General features: G+C 32.1%; 19 protein-coding genes and 1 tRNA gene. 3 read left to right on the top strand and 17 right to left on the bottom strand.

Translation table 11 applies throughout. The features are described from left to right. Position 1: 1 nt before the first annotated feature. Genes Q1K37_RS04375 through Q1K37_RS04340 form a run of 8 tightly spaced genes read right to left on the bottom strand, consistent with a single transcriptional unit; the run spans position 2 to position 7,377 of the window. On the bottom strand, positions 2-691 hold the full coding sequence (locus tag Q1K37_RS04375) for a zinc metallopeptidase (RefSeq protein WP_300409757.1): 690 nt from the start codon (positions 689-691) through the stop codon (positions 2-4). Between the two features lie 10 nt (positions 692-701). Beyond that, the gene (gene fmt / locus Q1K37_RS04370) at positions 702-1,640 is read right to left on the bottom strand and encodes a methionyl-tRNA formyltransferase (RefSeq protein ID WP_300409754.1); all 939 of its coding nucleotides are present in this window, start codon (positions 1,638-1,640) and stop codon (positions 702-704) included. Continuing rightward, positions 1,633-2,133 (bottom strand): peptide deformylase, encoded by a 501-nt coding sequence (gene def, locus Q1K37_RS04365; RefSeq protein WP_300409751.1) that lies wholly within the window; start codon positions 2,131-2,133, stop codon positions 1,633-1,635. The genes fmt and def overlap by 8 nt, the downstream gene beginning before the upstream one ends. Positions 2,134-2,150: 17 nt before the next feature. Further along, complete coding sequence (priA, locus tag Q1K37_RS04360; protein WP_300409748.1) at positions 2,151-4,532, bottom strand: primosomal protein N'; 2,382 nt, start codon at positions 4,530-4,532, stop codon at positions 2,151-2,153. Further along, on the bottom strand, positions 4,529-5,695 hold the full coding sequence (coaBC, locus tag Q1K37_RS04355) for a bifunctional phosphopantothenoylcysteine decarboxylase/phosphopantothenate--cysteine ligase CoaBC (protein WP_300409745.1): 1,167 nt from the start codon (positions 5,693-5,695) through the stop codon (positions 4,529-4,531). The genes priA and coaBC overlap by 4 nt, the downstream gene beginning before the upstream one ends. Continuing rightward, positions 5,696-5,899 carry a DNA-directed RNA polymerase subunit omega gene (gene rpoZ, locus Q1K37_RS04350; protein ID WP_300409743.1) on the bottom strand — a complete coding sequence of 68 codons (204 nt, stop codon included), beginning with the start codon at positions 5,897-5,899 and terminating at the stop codon, positions 5,696-5,698. After that, positions 5,899-6,486, bottom strand: a complete 588-nt coding sequence (gene gmk / locus Q1K37_RS04345) for a guanylate kinase (RefSeq protein ID WP_300409740.1) — start codon at positions 6,484-6,486, stop codon at positions 5,899-5,901. The genes rpoZ and gmk overlap by 1 nt, the downstream gene beginning before the upstream one ends. A 9-nt stretch (positions 6,487-6,495) precedes the next feature. Next, complete coding sequence (locus tag Q1K37_RS04340; protein WP_300409737.1) at positions 6,496-7,377, bottom strand: YicC/YloC family endoribonuclease; 882 nt, start codon at positions 7,375-7,377, stop codon at positions 6,496-6,498. A 198-nt stretch (positions 7,378-7,575) separates the two neighbouring features. Here Q1K37_RS04340 and Q1K37_RS04335 point away from each other — a divergent pair, with 198 nt between their 5' ends. Continuing rightward, complete coding sequence (locus Q1K37_RS04335; RefSeq protein WP_300409734.1) at positions 7,576-9,324, top strand: NFACT RNA binding domain-containing protein; 1,749 nt, start codon at positions 7,576-7,578, stop codon at positions 9,322-9,324. 145 nt (positions 9,325-9,469) lie between these two features. Here Q1K37_RS04335 and smpB read toward each other — a convergent pair whose 3' ends face one another. From smpB to Q1K37_RS04300, 7 genes are all read right to left on the bottom strand, one after another. Further along, positions 9,470-9,919: an SsrA-binding protein SmpB gene (smpB, locus tag Q1K37_RS04330; protein WP_300409731.1), complete on the bottom strand. Its 450-nt coding sequence runs from the start codon at positions 9,917-9,919 to the stop codon at positions 9,470-9,472. Continuing rightward, a complete protein-coding gene (gene rnr / locus Q1K37_RS04325; RefSeq protein ID WP_300409728.1) occupies positions 9,882-12,032 on the bottom strand; it encodes a ribonuclease R in 2,151 nt (716 codons plus the stop codon). The genes smpB and rnr overlap by 38 nt, the downstream gene beginning before the upstream one ends. A gap of 62 nt (positions 12,033-12,094) precedes the next feature. Continuing rightward, complete coding sequence (locus Q1K37_RS04320; protein ID WP_300409726.1) at positions 12,095-12,715, bottom strand: ATP-binding cassette domain-containing protein; 621 nt, start codon at positions 12,713-12,715, stop codon at positions 12,095-12,097. After that, positions 12,715-13,389 carry a molybdate ABC transporter permease subunit gene (gene modB, locus Q1K37_RS04315; RefSeq protein WP_300409723.1) on the bottom strand — a complete coding sequence of 225 codons (675 nt, stop codon included), beginning with the start codon at positions 13,387-13,389 and terminating at the stop codon, positions 12,715-12,717. The genes Q1K37_RS04320 and modB overlap by 1 nt, the downstream gene beginning before the upstream one ends. After that, complete coding sequence (gene modA / locus Q1K37_RS04310) at positions 13,382-14,185, bottom strand: molybdate ABC transporter substrate-binding protein (protein WP_300409720.1); 804 nt, start codon at positions 14,183-14,185, stop codon at positions 13,382-13,384. The genes modB and modA overlap by 8 nt, the downstream gene beginning before the upstream one ends. Further along, positions 14,172-15,119 carry a tetratricopeptide repeat protein gene (locus Q1K37_RS04305; RefSeq protein WP_300409719.1) on the bottom strand — a complete coding sequence of 316 codons (948 nt, stop codon included), beginning with the start codon at positions 15,117-15,119 and terminating at the stop codon, positions 14,172-14,174. Before Q1K37_RS04305 ends, modA begins: the two co-directional genes overlap by 14 nt. An 11-nt stretch (positions 15,120-15,130) precedes the next feature. Then, positions 15,131-15,925 (bottom strand): nitroreductase family protein, encoded by a 795-nt coding sequence (locus Q1K37_RS04300; protein WP_300409717.1) that lies wholly within the window; start codon positions 15,923-15,925, stop codon positions 15,131-15,133. 52 nt (positions 15,926-15,977) lie between these two features. Between Q1K37_RS04300 and Q1K37_RS04295 the strand changes: the two genes are divergently transcribed. After that, positions 15,978-17,774 (top strand): ATP-dependent helicase, encoded by a 1,797-nt coding sequence (locus tag Q1K37_RS04295; protein ID WP_300409716.1) that lies wholly within the window; start codon positions 15,978-15,980, stop codon positions 17,772-17,774. Between the two features lie 126 nt (positions 17,775-17,900). On the opposite strand, the gene Q1K37_RS04290 is transcribed toward Q1K37_RS04295, so the two are convergent. Beyond that, complete coding sequence (locus Q1K37_RS04290) at positions 17,901-18,215, bottom strand: hypothetical protein (RefSeq protein ID WP_300409713.1); 315 nt, start codon at positions 18,213-18,215, stop codon at positions 17,901-17,903. A gap of 89 nt (positions 18,216-18,304) precedes the next feature. On the opposite strand from Q1K37_RS04290, the gene Q1K37_RS04285 reads away from it, so the two are divergent. Then, a tRNA-Arg gene (locus tag Q1K37_RS04285) sits at positions 18,305-18,380 on the top strand. Positions 18,381-18,387: 7 nt separating this feature from the next. Here the strand turns inward: Q1K37_RS04285 and hslO are convergent. Further along, entirely contained in the window at positions 18,388-19,269 is an 882-nt protein-coding gene (gene hslO, locus Q1K37_RS04280; RefSeq protein ID WP_300409711.1) for an Hsp33 family molecular chaperone HslO, read from the bottom strand. Positions 19,270-19,341: the final 72 nt, after the last annotated feature.

Genomic DNA, 19,341 nt, shown 5'->3' with positions numbered 1-19,341 from the left:
ATTATCTATTTCTTCTTTGTAGCAATCTGCCAAGTTGGGCGATGGAGAATAATGCGGCAGCTATATATGTCATTGCAGCGGCAGAGAGAACTTTTTTTCCTTGACCAAGTTCCTCTCTTTGTAAAATCCCTTCTTCTAGGTTGTTTAAAGCTCTTGAACTTGCGTTTATTTCTACAGGCAAGGTTATTACTTGAAATAACACAGTTACAGCAAATATAGCTATAGCAATATCCAAAAATATAGGGGCAAAGAATATCCCTAATATAAATAGAGTGTAAATAGATCTCGACGCTATATTTACCACAGGTACTAAGGCATTTCTAAAATTCAAAAAGGAATATCCTCGTCCATGTTGAATAGCATGGCCCACTTCATGGGCGGCTATACTCACTGCAGAAACACTATCCCCAGAGTACACATCTTGTGATAGCCTAATGACCTTTTGAGTCGGATCATAATGATCCGTCAATTCTCCATTAATAGATTGAATCTTCACATCTTGTAAACCGTTACGGTCTAAAATATATCTTGCAGCTTGGGCTCCAGTAATTCTTTTGCTATTTTGTACTTCCTTATATTTCGCATAGGTGCTTTTAATCTTTGCTTGTGCTATCAAGCCCAAAATCATAGCGGCAAAAACCAAAATCATCCAGGATCCATCCCCGTAATAGGGAACTAGATTACCATACATATTTTTCCTCCTAGACTAAATCGATATTCTTTTCAAAGCTATTTCCCCTAAGAAAACTGCTAACTGACATTTTTTTCTTATTAGGAAATTGTATTTCCTCTAATAAAATAAAGCCGTCGTTGCTAGCGACTTTAATATATTCAGGGCCAACCTCTTCTACATGTCCCGGTATTAAATCATGATTTTCTAAAACATAACTCATTTTCAAAACTTTAACCTTTTTGTCAAAGTATTCAAAAAAGCTACCTGGCCAAGGGTAAAAACCCCTAAATTTATTATAAATTTCAAGAGATGTTTCATTCCAATTAATTTTTCCCATCTCTCTTTTTAATATACCCTTATATGATGCATCCTTCTCATTTTGAGGCATTCTTTTTTCATAATAATAGTCAAAGTTCACTAACACTTCAACAATTGCTCTTCCACCTAGTTCCATTAATTCATCATGGAGTTGTTCTGCTGTTTCATCTTCACCGATGGATGTTGTTTCTCTCAACAATACATCTCCCGTATCAAGGCCCTTTTCCACTAACATAACACTTACTCCCGATTGTTTTTCTCCATCTACAATAGCCCAATTTATAGGTGCTGCTCCTCTATACTTTGGAAGCAGTGAAGAATGGACATTTAATATCCTATGGTGATATTTTTTTAATAATTCATCACCAATTATCTGACCATAGGCAACAACTACGAGAAAATCTGGATTAACTTCCATAATTTTATCGATACTTTCTTGACTATTTATATCCTTTGGAGTAAAAACCTCTAAACCTTTACTAATAGCAAATTCTTTTACGGGAGTTGGACTTAATTTTCCTCTATTTCTTTTTCTGTCAACTTGCGAAATAACTAGAGGAATATCAATATCTTCTCTTTGACTAATAGCTATTAAAGATGCAACTGCAAATTCAGGAGTCCCTAAAAATACAACCTTTATCCTATTCATTCATATCTTCCTGTTCAAGCTTTTCAAGCTCGTCATTATCATACATTGCCTTTGCCAAATCAGGATATAAGATACCATCTAAATGATCCAGCTCATGACAAACACAAACAGCCTTATATTCATCACAGTCCAATTTGACTAATTTGCCATTTTCATCCGTATATTCTAACACCAAATTCTTAGGTCTATCCACCAGCCCAGACTTTCCAGGAATTGACAGACATCCCTCTAAATTTTCCTGCAACTCCTCAGATTTATCCAAAATAGTAGGGTTTATCATCTTCATTGTGCCCTTACCATCTTGCATATCCACTACTACAAGTCTTCTTAAAATTCCCACTTGTGGGGCTGCAAGTCCCAAACCATTGGCATCCTTCATGGTTTCTTCCATATCCGCCAATATCTCTAGTGTTCTTTCATCTATCTTTTCTACTCTTCTAGCTTTCTTTCTTAAAATAGGATCTCCCTCGATCCTAATCTTTCTAATGGCCATAATAACCTCCATCTCCTCTATATAAAATTAGTTGGATCAAAAGTCAAACTCAATTTATATCCTTCTAAATCAACTTTATATTTGTTGTCGATAAGGACCTTTTTAAATATGTCTTTTATTCTTTCTTCATTCTTGTTGTATTTAAAATAGCTATAAAATCTATATCTATTATTTATCCTTGAAATAGGACAAGGATTTGGTCCTATTGTTTCAACTTCTCTTATTTTTTCAGCCCTAAACTCACTTTGAATATAGCTTTGCAAAGTAAACAGTTTCTGTCTAGTTGCAATTCTATTGAGACCAGATATATTGATACTAAATATCTTATAAAATGGAGGATATTTAAATCTTCTTCTAAAGTCAATCTCCATTTTATAAAAATCATCGAAATTTTGCTCGCTACTCGTAACTATAGAATAGTCATCAGGTCTATAGGTCTGAATATAGACTTGCCCCCTATAATCACCTCTTCCTGCCCTTCCCGATACCTGGGTAATGAGCTGGAAAGTATTTTCAGAAGCCTTATAGCTTCCAATATTTAGACTTAGATCTGCAGCAATGACCCCTACCAAAGTTACATTAGGAAAATCAAAACCCTTAGTTATCATCTGAGTACCTATTAATATATCTATATTATTTGATTTCATATCCTGGAAAACCCTTAAATATTGATCCCTTGTCTTTACAGTGTCCGCATCCATTCTAAAAATCCTTGCATCCGGGAACTCTTTTCTACAAAATTCTTCCACTTTTTCAGTTCCCGCTCCAAATTCTCTTATATACTTACTTGAACAATTTGGGCAAGTCAAAGGCTTGTGACCAGTCCTGCCACATTGATGACAGATCAAAATATTTTTGGACTTATGATAGGTCATAGATACATCGCAGGAGTCACACTTCATCACAAATCCACATCTTCTACAAAAAACATAAGAAGTGTGTCCTCTTTTATTCAAAAATAAAATAGTCTGTTTTTTAGCCTTTAAATTATCACCTATAGCTTCATACAAATCTTCACCTATCACAGACATATTCCCTTTTTTTAATTCTTCTCTCATATCTATCACTTTAACATCTGGTAAAGTTCCAGAAGTTGCCCGCTTATTTAAGGTCAGAATTTCATAGACTCCCCTTTCTCCCAAATAATAACTTTCAATGTCAGGAGTAGCAGAGCCTAGGATTAATTTAGAATTTAAAATGTCAGATCTCATTTCCGCTACTTCTCTAGTTATATACTTTGGATTCCTATCAGAAATATAACTGGAATCATGGGCCTCATCTATGATAATGGCCCCTAAATTCTTTACGGGAGCAAATATTGCAGACCTTGCACCAATTACAATCGGAAAAGTTCCATTTTTAATCTGTTGCCATTGTTCTAACTTCTCCCTTTGTGTTAGTTTAGAATGTAGCACGGCAACTTTATTTGGAAACCTACCAGAAAATCTTTCAATCGTCTGAGGTGTTAAAGATATTTCAGGAACTAAAATAATTGATGATTTTCCTTCTTTTAACATGGATTCTACAATTTGCAAATATATTTCTGTTTTACCACTTCCAGTAATACCGTGAATTAAAAACCTATTTTTATCATTGTTGAGGATTTCATTTAAAACACTTTGTTGCTGAGAGTTAAGCATTATCTTTTCATACTTGGAAAACTCCTTGGAAAAATCTATAAAGTAGTGTTTTGTCTCAACCTCTAATATGCCTTTTTTAACAAGCGACTTTAAACTTGAAGAGTTTCCTCCAGTATTCATCAGGATACTTTTTCTATCCATAGGTCCATTTTCTAAGATAAATTTATAAATCTTTTCTTGAACTGGAGCACCTGACAAGCTGACACCATCTCTTAATTCTTTATTAATGGAATAATATTCTATAGTCCGAGGCTTAACCCTTCCTTTAATATCGTATTTTTCTACTAGGATATGATTCTTTACTAAATCCTCTATCCTTTCTTTTCCAAATTTATCTATTGCAGACTCAACGGATTTAGGAGTTCGAAAAAAAATTTCAATTTCCATACTAGAAGGATCTTCCTTTAAATATAGTAATTTTTCCAAATCCTTCCAATTTCCCGGTGGCAAAATCTGCTGAAAAGCAGAAGATAGGTCCGAAAGATATCTTCTTCGCATAAACAATGCTGTTTCAATTAAGTCTTGAGAAACTAAAGGCTCATCGTCTACTAATTTGTATATCTCCTTTAGCTTAATATCAATTAGAGGCTTTTCTGTTAACTCTACTACTATTCCCAACCTCTTTGTGTTTCCTAATCCAAAGGGAACTATTACTCTAGTTCCCCTTTCAATAGAGTTTTTTATATTATCTGGTACCAGATAACTAAACAGTCTATCCAATACCCTGGTTTTGCTTTCTAATACTATATTTGCAATCATAATAATAAATCTAAAACCTTCTTAGCAACTTCCTTCTTTGGTAGTAAAGGAAGATCATATATATTATCCTTGCAAATTATAGAGACTTTGTTGTCATCAACATCAAATCCAGATTTTTCCGAAGAAACATCATTAGCTACAATATAATCACAGTTTTTAGAAATCAATTTTTTCTTTGCATTTTCTAATAGATCAAAAGTTTCCGCGGCAAACCCTATAATTTTCTGATTGGTCTTTCTTTTACCAAAATATTTAAGAATGTCCTCGTTCTCAATTAAATTTAAAATCAATTTGTCCTTAGTTTTTATTTTATCAATAGAATAGTTTTCTACCCTAAAATCACAAGGTGCCGCTGCCATTATAAGGCAATCAATAGAGTCAAATCTCTCTTCTATTTCACTTTTAAGCTGTTCATTATTGGAAATTTTGATTGCTTCAGGACCTATAGGCGGTTCTAAAGATGTATTTCCATATATTAAAACAACTTCTGCTCCCCTTTGGTAAGCATTTTTTGCTATGGCAAAACCCATCTTGCCACTGGATCTATTTGTAATAAATCTCACAGGATCAATATCTTCCTTAGTTGGCCCAGCAGTAACTAGAATTTTTTTACCCTTTAAATCTTTAGTCTCGAAATAATCTTCAATCCTTTCAAATATTTCAAAGGGCTCTGCAAGTCTTCCTCTACCAATAGTATTACAAGCCAGTAACCCTGTTTTTGGCTCAATAAATTGAAATCCCCTTTCCTCAAGGACCTTAATATTACTTAAAGTAGCAGGATTTTCCATCATATTGGTATTTGCAGAAAGAGCCAGTACAATCGGTTTATCATATGCTAAAACAGTTGAAGTTAAAAGATTATCTCCTATTCCATTTGCAATTTTAGCTAGAGTATTTACAGTCGTAGGAGCTATAACGAATATATCAGCTCTTTTCCCAAGTTCAATATGTTCTACTTCTCCATGATGACCTTTGTGAAACATATCCGTATGAACCTTACATCTTCCTATGGTCTCAAATACCAGTGGTGAAACCATCTTTGTTGCATTTTCTGTCATGATGATTTCCAATTCATAGTTTTCTTTTACAAGTCTGGAACAAAGGTCCAATATTTTATAAATGGCAATTCCACTTGTGATACCAAGTAAAATTCTCTTTTTCATCTATTTGTCCTTATCATCCTTGTTATAGGTAACTTTGTTTTCCATTATCTCATTTAGCGCAATTGTAACAGGACTTTTACTTTTCGTCTTGATAAGAGGTTCTGAACCCTCAATAAGCTTTCTTGCCCTCTTTGCTGTTATAACACAAATTGCATATCTACTGCTATTTATTCTCTCTAATTCTTTAAATGATGGATTTATCATTATTTCACCTCTCCTAAATATGTTGCTTTTAATTTTTCTGCTTCAATTATACATTCAATTTTATGAACTGTGTCTTCAACCTTGTCATTGATAACTGCATAATCGTATTTATCTATGAAAGATAATTCCTTTTGAGCATTATGCATCCTCAAATTAATAGTATCTTCATCCTCTGTTGCCCTTTTCTCAATTCTATTTCTAAGTTCCTTTAAATCCGGCGGAAGAAGGAAAATATATACAGCTCCTGGGAAATTTTTCTTCACTTGTAGTGCTCCCTGAACATCAATTTCCAAGATAACTATATTCCCATTATCTATATTTTCTTCCACATAACTTCTAGGAGTACCATAAAAATTACCATGAACCTTTGCATGTTCAATAAACTCATCCCGTCTAACTCGAGTTTTAAATTCATCCAGTGATAAAAAGTAATAATTTTCACCATCTACTTCAGCGGGACGTTTTTTTCTAGTAGTCGCAGAAATAGAATATTTGATATCCTTTCTTCCCTTTAAAAGCGCTTCACAAACCGTACCCTTTCCAACACCTGAAGGTCCTGATAAAACCATTAAAAAACCATCTCTCATATTCTCCCCCTATTCTATATTTTGTACTTGTTCTCTAATTTTTTCAATAATTGTCTTTAAATCGATACAATGTTGAACAATTATTTTATTCGGCGATTTTGAAGAGATCGTATTAACCTCTCGGTTCATCTCTTGAATAATAAAATCAAGTTTTCTTCCCATTGGACAATCACTTTTTAAGGTGTTTGAAAACTGGTCGATATGGGACTTTAATCTAACAATTTCCTCAGTAATATCTGATCTTTCACCATAGAGTGCCACTTCCAAATATATCCTGTCCATATCTAATTTAGAAATATCCCTTGAGATATCTTTTAATTTATAAAGAAGATTTTCCTTGTATTCTTCTTGTGAGGAAGAAGCCAGTTTAGAGATATTTTCTACAATTGAGGAAATCTCATTAAGCTGCTCTATAATAATCGATGAAATATTATTTCCTTCAATTCTTCTCATATTAATCAAAGATTCCAAGGCCTCTTTCATTAGCTGTAATACTAGTTTCTTAAGAGTTTCATCGTCATCTTCACCCTCTTCGATTATTAAAGCTCCCTCCAACTGTAAAATTTCATTTAGACTTACTTCAAATTTTTGTTCAGTTCTTCCTTCTAACCTTTTTACAGCATCGAGATAATTTAACACCAAGCCTTCATCGAAGGAAAGATTTGAAATGTTCTTTTCCTTTTTTATTCCCCTAATATAGACATCCACACGTCCACGACCCAAATTTTGCCTACAGAATTTCTTTATATCCTCTTCTAAAAAATTTAAAAAATGTGGATTTTTAACTTGAACATCTAAGTATTTGTTGTTAACTGTTTTGACTTCTACTGAAATAGAATAATTATCTACTTCTCTTGTAGCTCTACCAAAACCTGTCATTGAATAAATCATACTTCCACCTCTGCTTTACAATCATTCTATAATACTTACCCGTCTAATTCAATAACTTATTACAATTTCGTAATATTTAAAACATTATATTTGACTTTGTTAAAAGCACATATCCACATATAATACCTGTGTTATAATCTTATTACGAATGAAATTAAGAATAAACATACCTTTAATGAAATTTTTAAGGAGGTAATTATGGGTTTTGACGGTGTTGTAACTAGAGCCATAGTAAAAGAATTAAATAAAAATTTAATTGGTGGTAAGGTTAATAAAATCAATCAACCAGAAAATAAGACAATAGTTTTACAAATATACAACAATAGAAAAAATTATAAATTATTATTGGATGCATCCAGTAATAAACCTCGAATGTTGCTTTCAAATATTGATAGACAAAATCCTTTGCAAGCACCAAATTTCTGTATGTTGCTTAGAAAACATCTTCAAGGTGGCATAGTCCATTCCATTGAACAACTGGGATTAGACCGTGTTGTAAATATCAATATATCTTCTTTAAATGAATTGGGAGATAGCATTATAAAGACCATTACAATTGAAGTAATGGGAAAGTATTCTAATATTATCCTAAGAGAAAAGTCAAATATTATCGACTCTATCACAAGGGTTAATGCGGATATCTCTAGGGTTAGACAAATTCTTCCAGGGTTAGATTATAAGTATTTGGAAGATGATAAGGTAGATATAACTAAAGAGTTTAAAAAGCCTTCAGAAATAATTGAGCTTAGCCAAAAGAATCTTAAGATGAGAAGATTTTTTTACATGAATTATACAGGATTTTCACCAGAGTTGGGCGAGGAAGTCTTATTTAGATCCAAGATAGATGGCGAAAAGAAATCATCAGATTTAAGTTCTGAAGATTTGAATAGGTTAGATAACTCCTTCTCCAACATATCATCAGATATTAATTTGTATAATTTTAATTCAGGCATCTATAGAACTGAAAACGGGGATATACTGGATTTTCATTGTATTAAATTAAATCATCTTATTAGTGATTTTATTGAAAAACCATCCACTTCTATGGCTGTAGAAGAATATTATAAAGAGACTTTTCTTTCTGATAAGGTTTCACAAAAGGTTTCTGTTTTAACAAAAAAGGTAAATAACTTATTAGATAAAAACCAAAAGAAATTAGTTAAGTTATTGGAAGAAAAGAAAACTTCAGAAAATAGAGAAAAATACAAAACCTATGGGGATATTTTATCTGCAAATATTCACAGTATTGACAGGGGAGCTAAAGAAATTGTTCTAGAAAATTTCTATGATCCCAATTTAAAGAAGATATCTATACCATTGGATATAAAAAAAAGTCCTTGGCAAAACGCCCAAATGTATTATAAGAAATATAGCAAACTGAAAACTTCGGCTACACTATTAAAAGTTCAAATACCTAAGATAGAAGAGGAAATAAGATATTTTAGCCAAGTTCTAGACACCTTAAAAAAAATCGAAACAGATTCAGAGGCGGAAGAAGTTAAGGACGAGTTGTCTAAACAGGGTTATATAAAGAAATCACGTAAAAAAACAAAAAAAGTGGTTTCCAAGAAGTCTACGCCACTACACTTTACCAATAGTAGAAACAAGCATTTTTATGTAGGGAAAAACAATTTTCAAAACGATTATATAACTCTAAAGTTGGCAAATAAAGAGGATATTTTCATCCATGTTAAAGATGTTCCCGGCTCCCATGTGATTCTTAGAAATGATAATATTTCACAAGAAGACATACTTGATGGTTGTTACTTAGCTGCTAAATATAGTTCTATATCTGAAGAAATTAATATTTCTGTGGATTACACTTATAAAAAGAATGTAAACAAACCTAAGGGAGCAAGACCTGGTATGGTATATTATGAAGAGTTCACAACTGTAGTAGTTAATCCAAAGGACTTTAACTACAGTACTCTAACCTTAATTAAATAAAATTTAAGAATCTAGTTCGAAGATAAAAACCTGAAATCCTAAGTTTTTAGATACTGTGGATTTCAGGTTTTTTAGTTAAATGTCAGTTACTTATGAACCGAATTTTTCCAAGTTTTTATTGTACTATGAAAAAACTTTGAAATTGTTACTTTCTTCTTAGAGCTTGTTGTATTCTTCTTTCAGAATCCCTTTTAGCAATACTTTGTCTTTTATCGTGGATTTTTTTACCTTTAGCTAATCCCAGCTGAATTTTAACAAGTCCATCCTTTAAATATATGGAAAGGGGTATTAGGGTATATCCTTTTTCCTTTGTCGCTCCAATCAGTCTATTAATTTCTCTTCTATGAAGAAGCAACTTCCTTGTTCTAACAGGATCCACATTGTGAATATTACCTTGTTCATAGGGACTAATATGCATTCCGTAAATATAAACTTCTCCATTTCTAATCTGGCAGAAGCTTTCCTTTATGGACACTTTTCTTTGTCGTAGGGATTTAACTTCAGTTCCCTTTAAGACAATTCCTGCCTCATATTCCTGTTCTATAAAATATTCATGCCTAGCTTTCTTGTTGCTGGCTAACAGCTTTGTATTCATTTCTTAAATCACCGTTCACAAACTTAAAATCTATCTGGCGCTTTATGCTACTTGCATCGATTACTTCAACTCTTACTTTTTGACCAAGACTATAAATCTTATTTCTACTATCTCCCACTACAATATAAGAATCTTCATTGAAAGTATAAAAATCATCAGTCATCTGTACAAAGGATACAAGTCCTTCAACACCGTTATCCAATCTTACAAATATACCAAATTTTGTTAAACCGGATACTATTCCATCAAATCTCTTGCCAATATTTTGTTCCATATATTCGGCCATCTTCATATTTTCCACTTCATTTTCTGCATCTTCAGCTCTTCTTTCAGTCATTGAGCAATGTTTGCTCACATTTTCAAGAAATCTCATATATTCATTAACATTATTAGTATTTCGTCTATTTCTCAAAAAATTCTTTAAAATTCTATGAATGAAGAGATCTGGATATCTTCTTATAGGAGAGGTAAAATGGGTGTAAAACATACTGGCTAATCCAAAGTGCATCTCTGGATAAGGAGAATACTCCGCCTTTGACATTGACCTAAGTAACATCATGGACACAAGTGGCTCCTCCGGTTTATCTTCCGCTTCCTTTAAAATGGATTGATAATCTTTAGGATGAATATCCTGCCCTTTGATAAAGTATCCAAACTTTTTTATCATTCTTTTTAGCTCTTCAACTTTTATGTCAGAAGGTTCCTCATGTATTCGGTATATAAATGGCTCCTCCATAAATCCAAAATGACTTCCTACAGTCTCGTTAGTTACAATCATAAACTCTTCTATGATTCTATTGGCTACCCTACGCTCTTCTTGAATAATATCTATTGCCCGTCCATCATGTCCAAGAATTACTTCAGGGTCAGTAAAGTTAAAATCAAGACTACCTCTTAACTGTCTTTTTTCCCTAAGAATTTCAAATAGTTCCGTCATAATAGACAGTTTATCATTTAGGATAGGATCTTCATAGATATCATTTTTGCCTTCGATAATGTCGGAGACATTACTATATATCAGCCTATAATCAGAACGTATCACCGATTCATAAAACTTGTAGTCTACAACCTTACCTCGTTTATTTATCTCCATTTTTATTGTTATGGCAAGTCTATTTACATCAGGGTTTAAACTACAGATACCGTTGGATAATTCCTTTGGAAGCATCGGAATAACCCTGTCTAAAAGATACACCGAATTACCACGTCTATAGGCCTCCTTATCCAAGGCTGAACCCTTGGTTACATAATGAGCCACATCTGCAATATGGACGTATAGGATGTAATTGTCATCTTTTCTATCTATTGAAATGGCATCATCGAAGTCCTTAGCAGTAGCTCCATCAATTGTAACTGTAAAAAGTTCTCTAAAATCCGTTCTTTCTTCGATTTCATGAGGAGAAACCTCATTTTCAATTTCCCTTGCCCTATTTAATACTTTATTTGAAAACTCAAATGGCAAATTGAATTCCATTGCCACCGAAGTTATATCTACTCCCTTTTCGTTGATATTTCCTATTATATTAGTAACAATGCCTTCAGGGTTCTTTCCCTTTGGTGCTTTATCTTTAACTTTAACAACGACTTTATCATTTGTCTTTGCACCGTTTCTGTCCCCTTTACTGATAAATAAATCAAATCCGTACCTAGTATCATCAGGAATTACAAATCCGAAGTTTTTACCGTGGACATAAGTTCCTATAATGGGCTTATTGTTTTTTTGAATAATCTTTAAGACTTCGCCCTCGGCCTTTTTATCTCCACGAGCTTTTTTAGTGACTCTTATAAGCACAATATCAAGATGTCCAGCTCCATTTAAATCACTTTTTGATATATATACATCATCTATTATTCCGTGTTCTTCAATAAAATAGGCAAAACCTGCTTTATTTCCTTGAAGAGTACCTTTAAATGCATTTTCAGAAGAAGGAAGTAAATATTTACCTTTACTGGTTTTTAAAACATGACCCTCTTTTTCCAATTCATTTAGGACCTTAACGAAGTCTCTTCTGTACTTTGGCTCAATATCAAAAATCATACAAAGCTCTTCAGAAGTAACTGGCGTATAGTCCTTAGATGAAATATAGTCTAATATCTTTTCTTTAATTTTCATAATGTCCTCCTGTAATACCATGATTACTATATACCTTATACCCATCTTAAAAATAACAGCCCTCAGGCTGTTATTTTCCCTTTATTGATATGGATAATTTTATCAGCAAGTATACTTGCCTCCTCATTATCATGTGTAATTAAGATAACAGGAATGTTTAAAGTTTTAATCAATTGCCTAAAATTTTTATACAAATCTCTCCTTAAATCTAAATCTAAGGCAGAGAAAGGTTCGTCCATCAAAAGAACTTTAGGTGTAGTTACTAAAGTTCTAGCCAGAGCAACTCTTTGCTTTTCCCCTCCTGAAATTTCAGAGGGGTATCTCTTAAGTAATTTTTCCAACTGTAACATTTTAATCAATTCTAAATATAAATCCTTATCCTTCATACCGAATTTTATATTATCCATTACATTATAATGAGGAAATAGGGCATAATTTTGAAACATATATCCGATATTTCTCTCTCTAGTTGGTAAATATATACATTTGTCTGTAGATTCCAAAATCAAATCGTCAATAGTTATTTCAGTACTATCTCCTTTTATAAGTCCCGAAATCAAGTTCAAAATAGTGGTCTTCCCACTTCCCGAAGGGCCTTGGATACCTAAAATTTCATTTCCTATTTCAAATTTTACCTCAAGCTGAAATAATTCTAGTTCTTTTTTTAAATCTACAAAAAACATCAATTTACCTTCTTCTTCTTTAGCCACTTGTTAAGCAATAAGATATTTATAAAACTAAATCCTATAACTATGCCCATCAACAGATTGGCCTTTGGCCTATTATTGCTTTCCACAGCATAGTATATTGCAAGTGGAATCGTCTCTGTCTTTCCAGGAATATTTCCAGCAATCATCAAAGTTGCTCCAAATTCTCCAATTGCTCTGGAAAAACTTAACACCACTCCACTTATTATACCAGGTAAAGCAAGAGGTAGAGTAATTTTAAAGAAAATTTCCCATTCATTCTTCCCCAAAGTCCTAGCAGCCTTTTCATAAATTGGGTCAATACTCATAAATGATGATTTAATACTTTGGTACATTAGAGGTAACGACACAACTACAGCTGCTACACAACCTGCAATCCAAGTGAAAATTATATTGATACCAAAGACATTGTTTAGCACACTGCCGATAGGACCTTTCCTTCCAAAAACTAGTAACAATAAATATCCTACTATGGTAGGAGGCAAAGTCATTGGCAATGTCAATAACACTTCAATGGCATCCTTAAAAACAAAATCATATTTTGTAAATATATGAGCCAATACAAGCCCTAAAATCAAAGTTACAGATGTGGATATTAGAGCTATCTTTAATGATAATAGTATTGGACTTAATATATCCGTATTAATCATTTACTAAAAAACCATACTTTTTAAGAATTTCCTTTGATTCATCCTCTTTTAAGAAATCTAAGAATTTTTGAGAAAGTTTCACAGCTTTACTAGATTTTACCACTCCTCCAGGATATACGATTGGATCATGTAAATCTTCGCCAACCTCTTCAGCTATTTTCACATTTTCATCTATGATAGCATCGGATTTGTATACGAATCCAGCCTCACATTCCCCTGAGGAAACATAGGCAAGAACAGCTCTAACATCCTTTGCAAATACTAGCTTGCCTTCAACTTTATCCCAAATATCTTTATTTTCTAAGGTTTGTTTTGCATATTGTCCAGCCGGTACAACATCCGGTTGTCCTATTGCTATTTTGTTAGAAATATCAACAAAATTTTCCATATTGATACTTTCTTTCATATCTTTATTTGTTATAAGTACAAGACCATTCTTTAAAACAGGAAATACCGTATCCTTAATAATTAAGTCCTGTTCTATTAGTTTATTCATCTTATCTTCACTGGCGGATACAAAAACGTCCAATCCCCCATCTTCCTCTACCTGTTTTTGTAATGTACCACTAGCCGCAAAGTTAAAATTTAATTTACAGTTTTCTTTTTCTTCAAAAATAGGTTTTATTTCATTGAACGCATCCGTTAAGCTTGCTGCCGCTCCTATAAGTAATTCATTATTTTCTACTTTAGAGGCTTCACTCGTATTGGTCTTTCCATCTTTGTTCTTGCATGAAACACTTAAAATAACCAACGACAAACATATCATGCTTAAAATAATTTTCTTAATACTTTTCATTCCCATCAACACCTTTATCACAGATTATATCTAAATAAATAGGGTGATCTCTATAATCCTTAAAATCCTCATCTTTCTTCAAAAAATCTATAAGTTCAGGATTAATTTTTATGGCTTTTCTCAAGTCCTCAAAGCTTCTCTTTTCGTCCCCTAATTTGATATAGATACAAGCTCTATTATACAATAATTTATAATTGTTTTCAACTTTATTAATTCCTTTGGTTAAAATATTAAGACTCTCAATTAATCTTTTTTCTCCAATGTATAAAGCTGATAAATTTAGATATATGTCTTGGTGTTTTTCGTTTAATTTTAAAGCTTTAAAGTAGTATTTTTCGGCTTCTTTGAGTTTATTTAACCTCTCAAACGCAATTCCTAAATTAAAGGTAGACCGGAAATATTCGGGATTTATGTCTACAGATTTTTTAAAATAATAAAGTGCTTTCTTGTAGTCACCTTCTGTTTCGTAAATGCTTCCTAAATTGTTAAGGGCCATGAAATCTTTTGGAAACTTCTCTATGGTTTTTTTATAATAAATTTTCGCCTTTTCTACAAAACCATTTCTATCATATAGATCTGATAGGAAGAAAAACCCTTCTCTAAAATTCCCATCAATACTAATAGATTTCCTGTAATATTTTTCTGCAAGCTTAAATTCATTCAAGAAATCATACATAACTCCAATTCCGTAATAAGCTTGAACAATATCACCATACTGACGAATTATTAAATTATAGGTCTTAATAGCGAAGTAGTATTGCTTTAATTCAAAATATATTTGGGCTGCATCCAAATATATTTCTATATATTTTTCCTCTGTGTTTTCAAATTTCAAGGCCCTATTTAGAAATTCTATAGCTTTTTTGTAATCCCCTTCTAGATAAAAGTTTTTAGCTAAATTTAAATAGTTATTACTTCGTCTGTATCTGTCCATCTCACAAATAACTAAAAGTTAGTACGTCCGATATATTTGTAATCTGTTTGAATTTCTGGCGCATCATCAAGATGCCAAGTAGCCTTTATATTGGATATCTCTGCCATTTTTACATAGTAATACATTACAATTCCAGAATCTGTAAGGTTGGCATCTCCATGGAAATCTTCAATATAAAGATATATATGTTCTCCCTTTATTAAAAATCTCCAAGGTTGTTTATTATAAGCAGAAGGAGCGTTCTTTATATAGTAAAAAATCTCATCAAGACCATAACTATATAACTGCTCTACCGTTGCAGGTGTGTCAAAGTCATTGAAAAATACAAAGTCTTCAATTCCCAATCTGCTGGAATAAGTATCTAGTTCAAAAGCAGGTTTGCCTGCCGGATATCCAAATGCTAAAATAAAATCTATTTCATCATTAGTTCCAAAAGTCTTGGATTTAATTTCTTTATCCATGGAGAAAAGCGTTATCCAACATGAACCTAGGTCTAATTTTGCCAATTCTCCTACAATTTCTTCTAGATAATATGCACCGTAAATTAAGGTCTCTTTGTCCTTAGATTTATAATTCATTGAGATATAGTTAGGCGACTTGATCATTACTCCAGCATATCCGCCTATTCCATCCAATGCTTCGAATATAGAACTGCCATATAGTTTAAATTCCACGTTATAAACTTTAGCCTTTTCATTTACCTTATCCAAAAGTTGTCTAACCTTTAATAGAGTAGAGTTAGATAATTCCCTGTCTTCATAAGTCCTGCAGGATTTTCTTTTTTCTAAAAATTCTTTTAATTCCATAATTCCTCCATAAAAATTTATAGTATCTGTTATAATCAACTATGGTGATTATATGCAAATATCAAAACAACAAGAAATTGCCATAAAGCACAACGAAGGTCCTGCTTTGGTCTTAGCAGTTCCCGGTTCTGGCAAAACCACAGTTTTATTAAACAGAATCATTTACTTAAATAATACCTGTAATGTTAAGGATAATCAAATATTAAACTTAACTTTTTCTAAAACTCAAGCTGTGGATATGAAAAATAGATTCAAAAATATGGGTTGTGATATAAATCCAATTTTTTCAACTATTCACGCCTTCTGCTATAGCATAATTAGAATGTTTGCCAAGGAATATAAATTAAATTTCCGCCTAGTTGAAGGCAGTAATGAATTTAATAAATATTCCATTCTGAATAGGCTTTCTGCTCAAAATCACAATAGATACCTTACAAAGGAAGACCTAGACATGTTTTTTACTAACTATTCCTTCACTAAGAATAATATGTTGGATTATTCCCATCAAAAAAATAATTTCTTCACATCCTTAGCGAAAGAATATGACGAATATAAAAAAATACATCACCTAATAGACTTTGATGATATGCTTACCTTCGCATATCAGATATTGTTAAAAGATGAAAAAATCTTTAAGCTAGTAAAGCGCTCTTACAAATATATCCAACTTGACGAAGGACAGGATGCATCATTAATACAGTTTAAAATTTTGGAAGAAATCTCCAAGCCTACAGACAATTTATTTATTGTGGCTGACGACGATCAATCCATATATGCCTTTCGAGGAGCAAATCCCAACTATCTACTTCAGATACCTAATATATACCCACAACTAAAGCTTATGTATCTAAATATAAATTTTAGGTCCTCTAAAGATATTGTAAGATTATCGGATTTTTTAATTCAAAAAAACAAAAATAGATATGAGAAGAAAGTTAAATCCAATAGTGACCAAACACTACCTATTACACTTGCAAAAGTAAAGAATTTAAAAGTTCAAAACAAATATATAATTAATTATTTAGACGAAATCAAGGAAGAAGAAACGCTGGGAATTCTATTCAGAAATAATATAAATGCAATTCCTATTATAAACTGCTTAAATAATCATAAAATTCCATATACCAAAAGATTGAATTTTAAAGCAGAAATTCTATTTTCCATAGTAAGAGATTTATCTGATATCATACAATTATCTAGGGAAAATTGCAATATGGAAATCTTCAAGAGAATATACTACAAACTAAATCTCTATATTACTAAAAATTATGTAAATAGCATGATTCCCGATACATCTCAAGGTATTATTAAAACAATACTATTGGATTCTACAATCCCAACATATCAAAGGGAATTACTTGTTGAGTTTAGCAATTCATTAAACCGGCTAAATAAATGTAATTTAGAAGGACAACTTACTGAAATTTTTTTAAACACTGGTTACATTGAATACTTAAAAAGGCATTTTGAAAATATCTCTTTGGATTTAATTCAAGAAATATTAATCAATTTAGCTAAGGATATGGAGGACATTTCAGATATAATAAACTTTTTAAAAAATCTGGGCAAAAAGGATTTATTAAATATTTCTAAACCTTCAAATATATTTATATCCACTGTACATCAATCAAAGGGTTTAGAATATGATCATGTGATAATTACGGATTTAGTAGATGGAGAATTTCCAATATATAACGAGGAAAATACCAATATGGAAGAAGAACGTAGACTATTTTATGTAGCAGTAACAAGAGCTAAAAAACATCTAACCCTATTGATTCCAAAGGCTAGGATGAGTAGAAAAATACAGCCTTCTGTGTTCATAGATGAAATTAAAAATACTCGATAACAATTAAATAAAACTCAAAACTGTTTGGTAAATTTTAAAAAGACCCTATAAATCCGATGAGATTTAGGGGTCTTTTTCTTAATTAGGGCCTTATCCAATATATTTTTAATTTCAATTTCATTAAATTTATCTTTTCTTTTTCTTTACAAAGAATATATCTAAAAACCAGGCCGTACATAGGGAAATTACCCCACATGCTAAAGATAATACGAAATATTCAAGCATGGACAGCGCAACAGGATCCGTTAGATTTGTAATTGCTATTATAAAAGTTACCATGGCAGCTGCTAATAGCAGTAATCCAAACAGGTACTTAACTATTCCCTCTTTTTTAATGAAAAAGAATACGATAAATACTATTATCATTGAAAACACACAGAACATGGGAACTTTTATTACCTTATCCATATTCTCATTTATCATTTCTACTATCGTTCTCATAATTACTCCTTTGGTTAACCTAAAATAATTATAACATAGATGTAAGCTAATGTAATTTTATTTAATTTATGCTAAAATGACTTATATATGCACCAGTAGCTCAATGGATAGAGCAACGGTCTTCGGAACCGTGTGTTGGGGGTTCGACTCCTCTCTGGTGCACCATATCATATTAATTTCTTTTATCAAAGATATTGTCTACTTCTTCTTTTGAAAAAACGTACTTTTCATTGCAGTAACTGCACTTTATCTCGATCTGTCCCTCTTCTTGAAGTATCTCGGATGTTTCTTTTTCTCCCAGTGACACAATCAATTTTTCTATTTTATCACGATTACAACTACATTTATACTGTCTATTGTCAATTCCTAAAAGCTTTGGCTTAAAATCACTAAAATACTTATTTATAACTTTTTCAGGATTATCATAATCCACAAAAAGGGAACTAATTGGTGGAAACTCTTTTAAAGACTCTTCCAATTTATTTAAATCTTCTTCTGAACAATTAGGTAATGCCTGAATAAACAATCCTCCTGCAGATTTAACTGAATAATCTACATCTACCAGTACTCCCAAACTTACAACTGTAGGGAGCTGATGTGAAGTATAGAAGTATTTTGCAAAATCTTCAGCAATCTCACCACTCACTAACTCAGTATGACCACTATAGGGTTCACCAAAACCAAAATCCCTTATGACTACAAGGTTTCCATTATGCCCTACAAAGCCTCCAACGTCCAGCTTAGGCTTATTTGGTACAGAAGGTATATCAATATGTGGGTTTTGGATAAAAGACCTAATATCCCCGTTTTTATTGATTTCAGAGATAAGAAGTCCCGCTGGTCCGTCTCCCTTAATCTTTAGTATTATCTTTTCCTTATCATTTTTTATTTCAGATCCCATTAATGCTGCCATTGTGGAAAGTCTTCCCAATGCGGCAGTTGCCGTGGTAGATGTATTATGAATTTTTCTCATTTCCTCAACTAGGTCAGTGGAGTTGATTATAAAAAAACTCAACGTCTCTTTTTCGTTTATATATCTATATAATTTAACCATGAAATTCCTTTCTTTTTGATTAATTTAATTATAAAATGCAAAAGCCCCTATTAAGGGGCTAAGTTTTACTTC

The sequence above is a fragment of the Lagierella sp. genome, assembly GCF_029983815.1.
Taxonomy (GTDB): domain Bacteria; phylum Bacillota; class Clostridia; order Tissierellales; family Peptoniphilaceae; genus Mediannikoviicoccus.
This window is presented reverse-complemented; position numbering and strand designations above follow the sequence as displayed.

Bases quoted from the DNA above. Each gene is read 5' to 3' on its own strand.
- modA (WP_300409720.1), bottom strand. From the start codon at position 14,185: ATGAAAAGTATTAAGAAAATTATTTTAAGCATGATATGTTTGTCGTTG.
- rpoZ (WP_300409743.1), bottom strand. From the start codon at position 5,899: ATGATAAATCCATCATTTAAAGAATTAGAGAGAATAAATAGCAGTAGA.
- modB (WP_300409723.1), bottom strand. From the start codon at position 13,389: ATGATTAATACGGATATATTAAGTCCAATACTATTATCATTAAAGATA.
- Q1K37_RS04335 (WP_300409734.1), top strand. From the start codon at position 7,576: ATGGGTTTTGACGGTGTTGTAACTAGAGCCATAGTAAAAGAATTAAAT.
- fmt (WP_300409754.1), bottom strand. From the start codon at position 1,640: ATGAATAGGATAAAGGTTGTATTTTTAGGGACTCCTGAATTTGCAGTT.
- coaBC (WP_300409745.1), bottom strand. From the start codon at position 5,695: ATGAAAAAGAGAATTTTACTTGGTATCACAAGTGGAATTGCCATTTAT.
- Q1K37_RS04340 (WP_300409737.1), bottom strand. From the start codon at position 7,377: ATGATTTATTCAATGACAGGTTTTGGTAGAGCTACAAGAGAAGTAGAT.
- Q1K37_RS04305 (WP_300409719.1), bottom strand. From the start codon at position 15,119: ATGGACAGATACAGACGAAGTAATAACTATTTAAATTTAGCTAAAAAC.
- rnr (WP_300409728.1), bottom strand. From the start codon at position 12,032: ATGAAAATTAAAGAAAAGATATTAGACTATATTTCATCTAAGGACTAT.
- Q1K37_RS04375 (WP_300409757.1), bottom strand. From the start codon at position 691: ATGTATGGTAATCTAGTTCCCTATTACGGGGATGGATCCTGGATGATT.
- Q1K37_RS04320 (WP_300409726.1), bottom strand. From the start codon at position 12,715: ATGTTTTTTGTAGATTTAAAAAAAGAACTAGAATTATTTCAGCTTGAG.
- def (WP_300409751.1), bottom strand. From the start codon at position 2,133: ATGGCCATTAGAAAGATTAGGATCGAGGGAGATCCTATTTTAAGAAAG.
- gmk (WP_300409740.1), bottom strand. From the start codon at position 6,486: ATGAGAGATGGTTTTTTAATGGTTTTATCAGGACCTTCAGGTGTTGGA.
- Q1K37_RS04300 (WP_300409717.1), bottom strand. From the start codon at position 15,925: ATGGAATTAAAAGAATTTTTAGAAAAAAGAAAATCCTGCAGGACTTAT.
- hslO (WP_300409711.1), bottom strand. From the start codon at position 19,269: ATGGTTAAATTATATAGATATATAAACGAAAAAGAGACGTTGAGTTTT.
- Q1K37_RS04290 (WP_300409713.1), bottom strand. From the start codon at position 18,215: ATGAGAACGATAGTAGAAATGATAAATGAGAATATGGATAAGGTAATA.
- smpB (WP_300409731.1), bottom strand. From the start codon at position 9,919: ATGAATACAAAGCTGTTAGCCAGCAACAAGAAAGCTAGGCATGAATAT.
- priA (WP_300409748.1), bottom strand. From the start codon at position 4,532: ATGATTGCAAATATAGTATTAGAAAGCAAAACCAGGGTATTGGATAGA.
- Q1K37_RS04295 (WP_300409716.1), top strand. From the start codon at position 15,978: ATGCAAATATCAAAACAACAAGAAATTGCCATAAAGCACAACGAAGGT.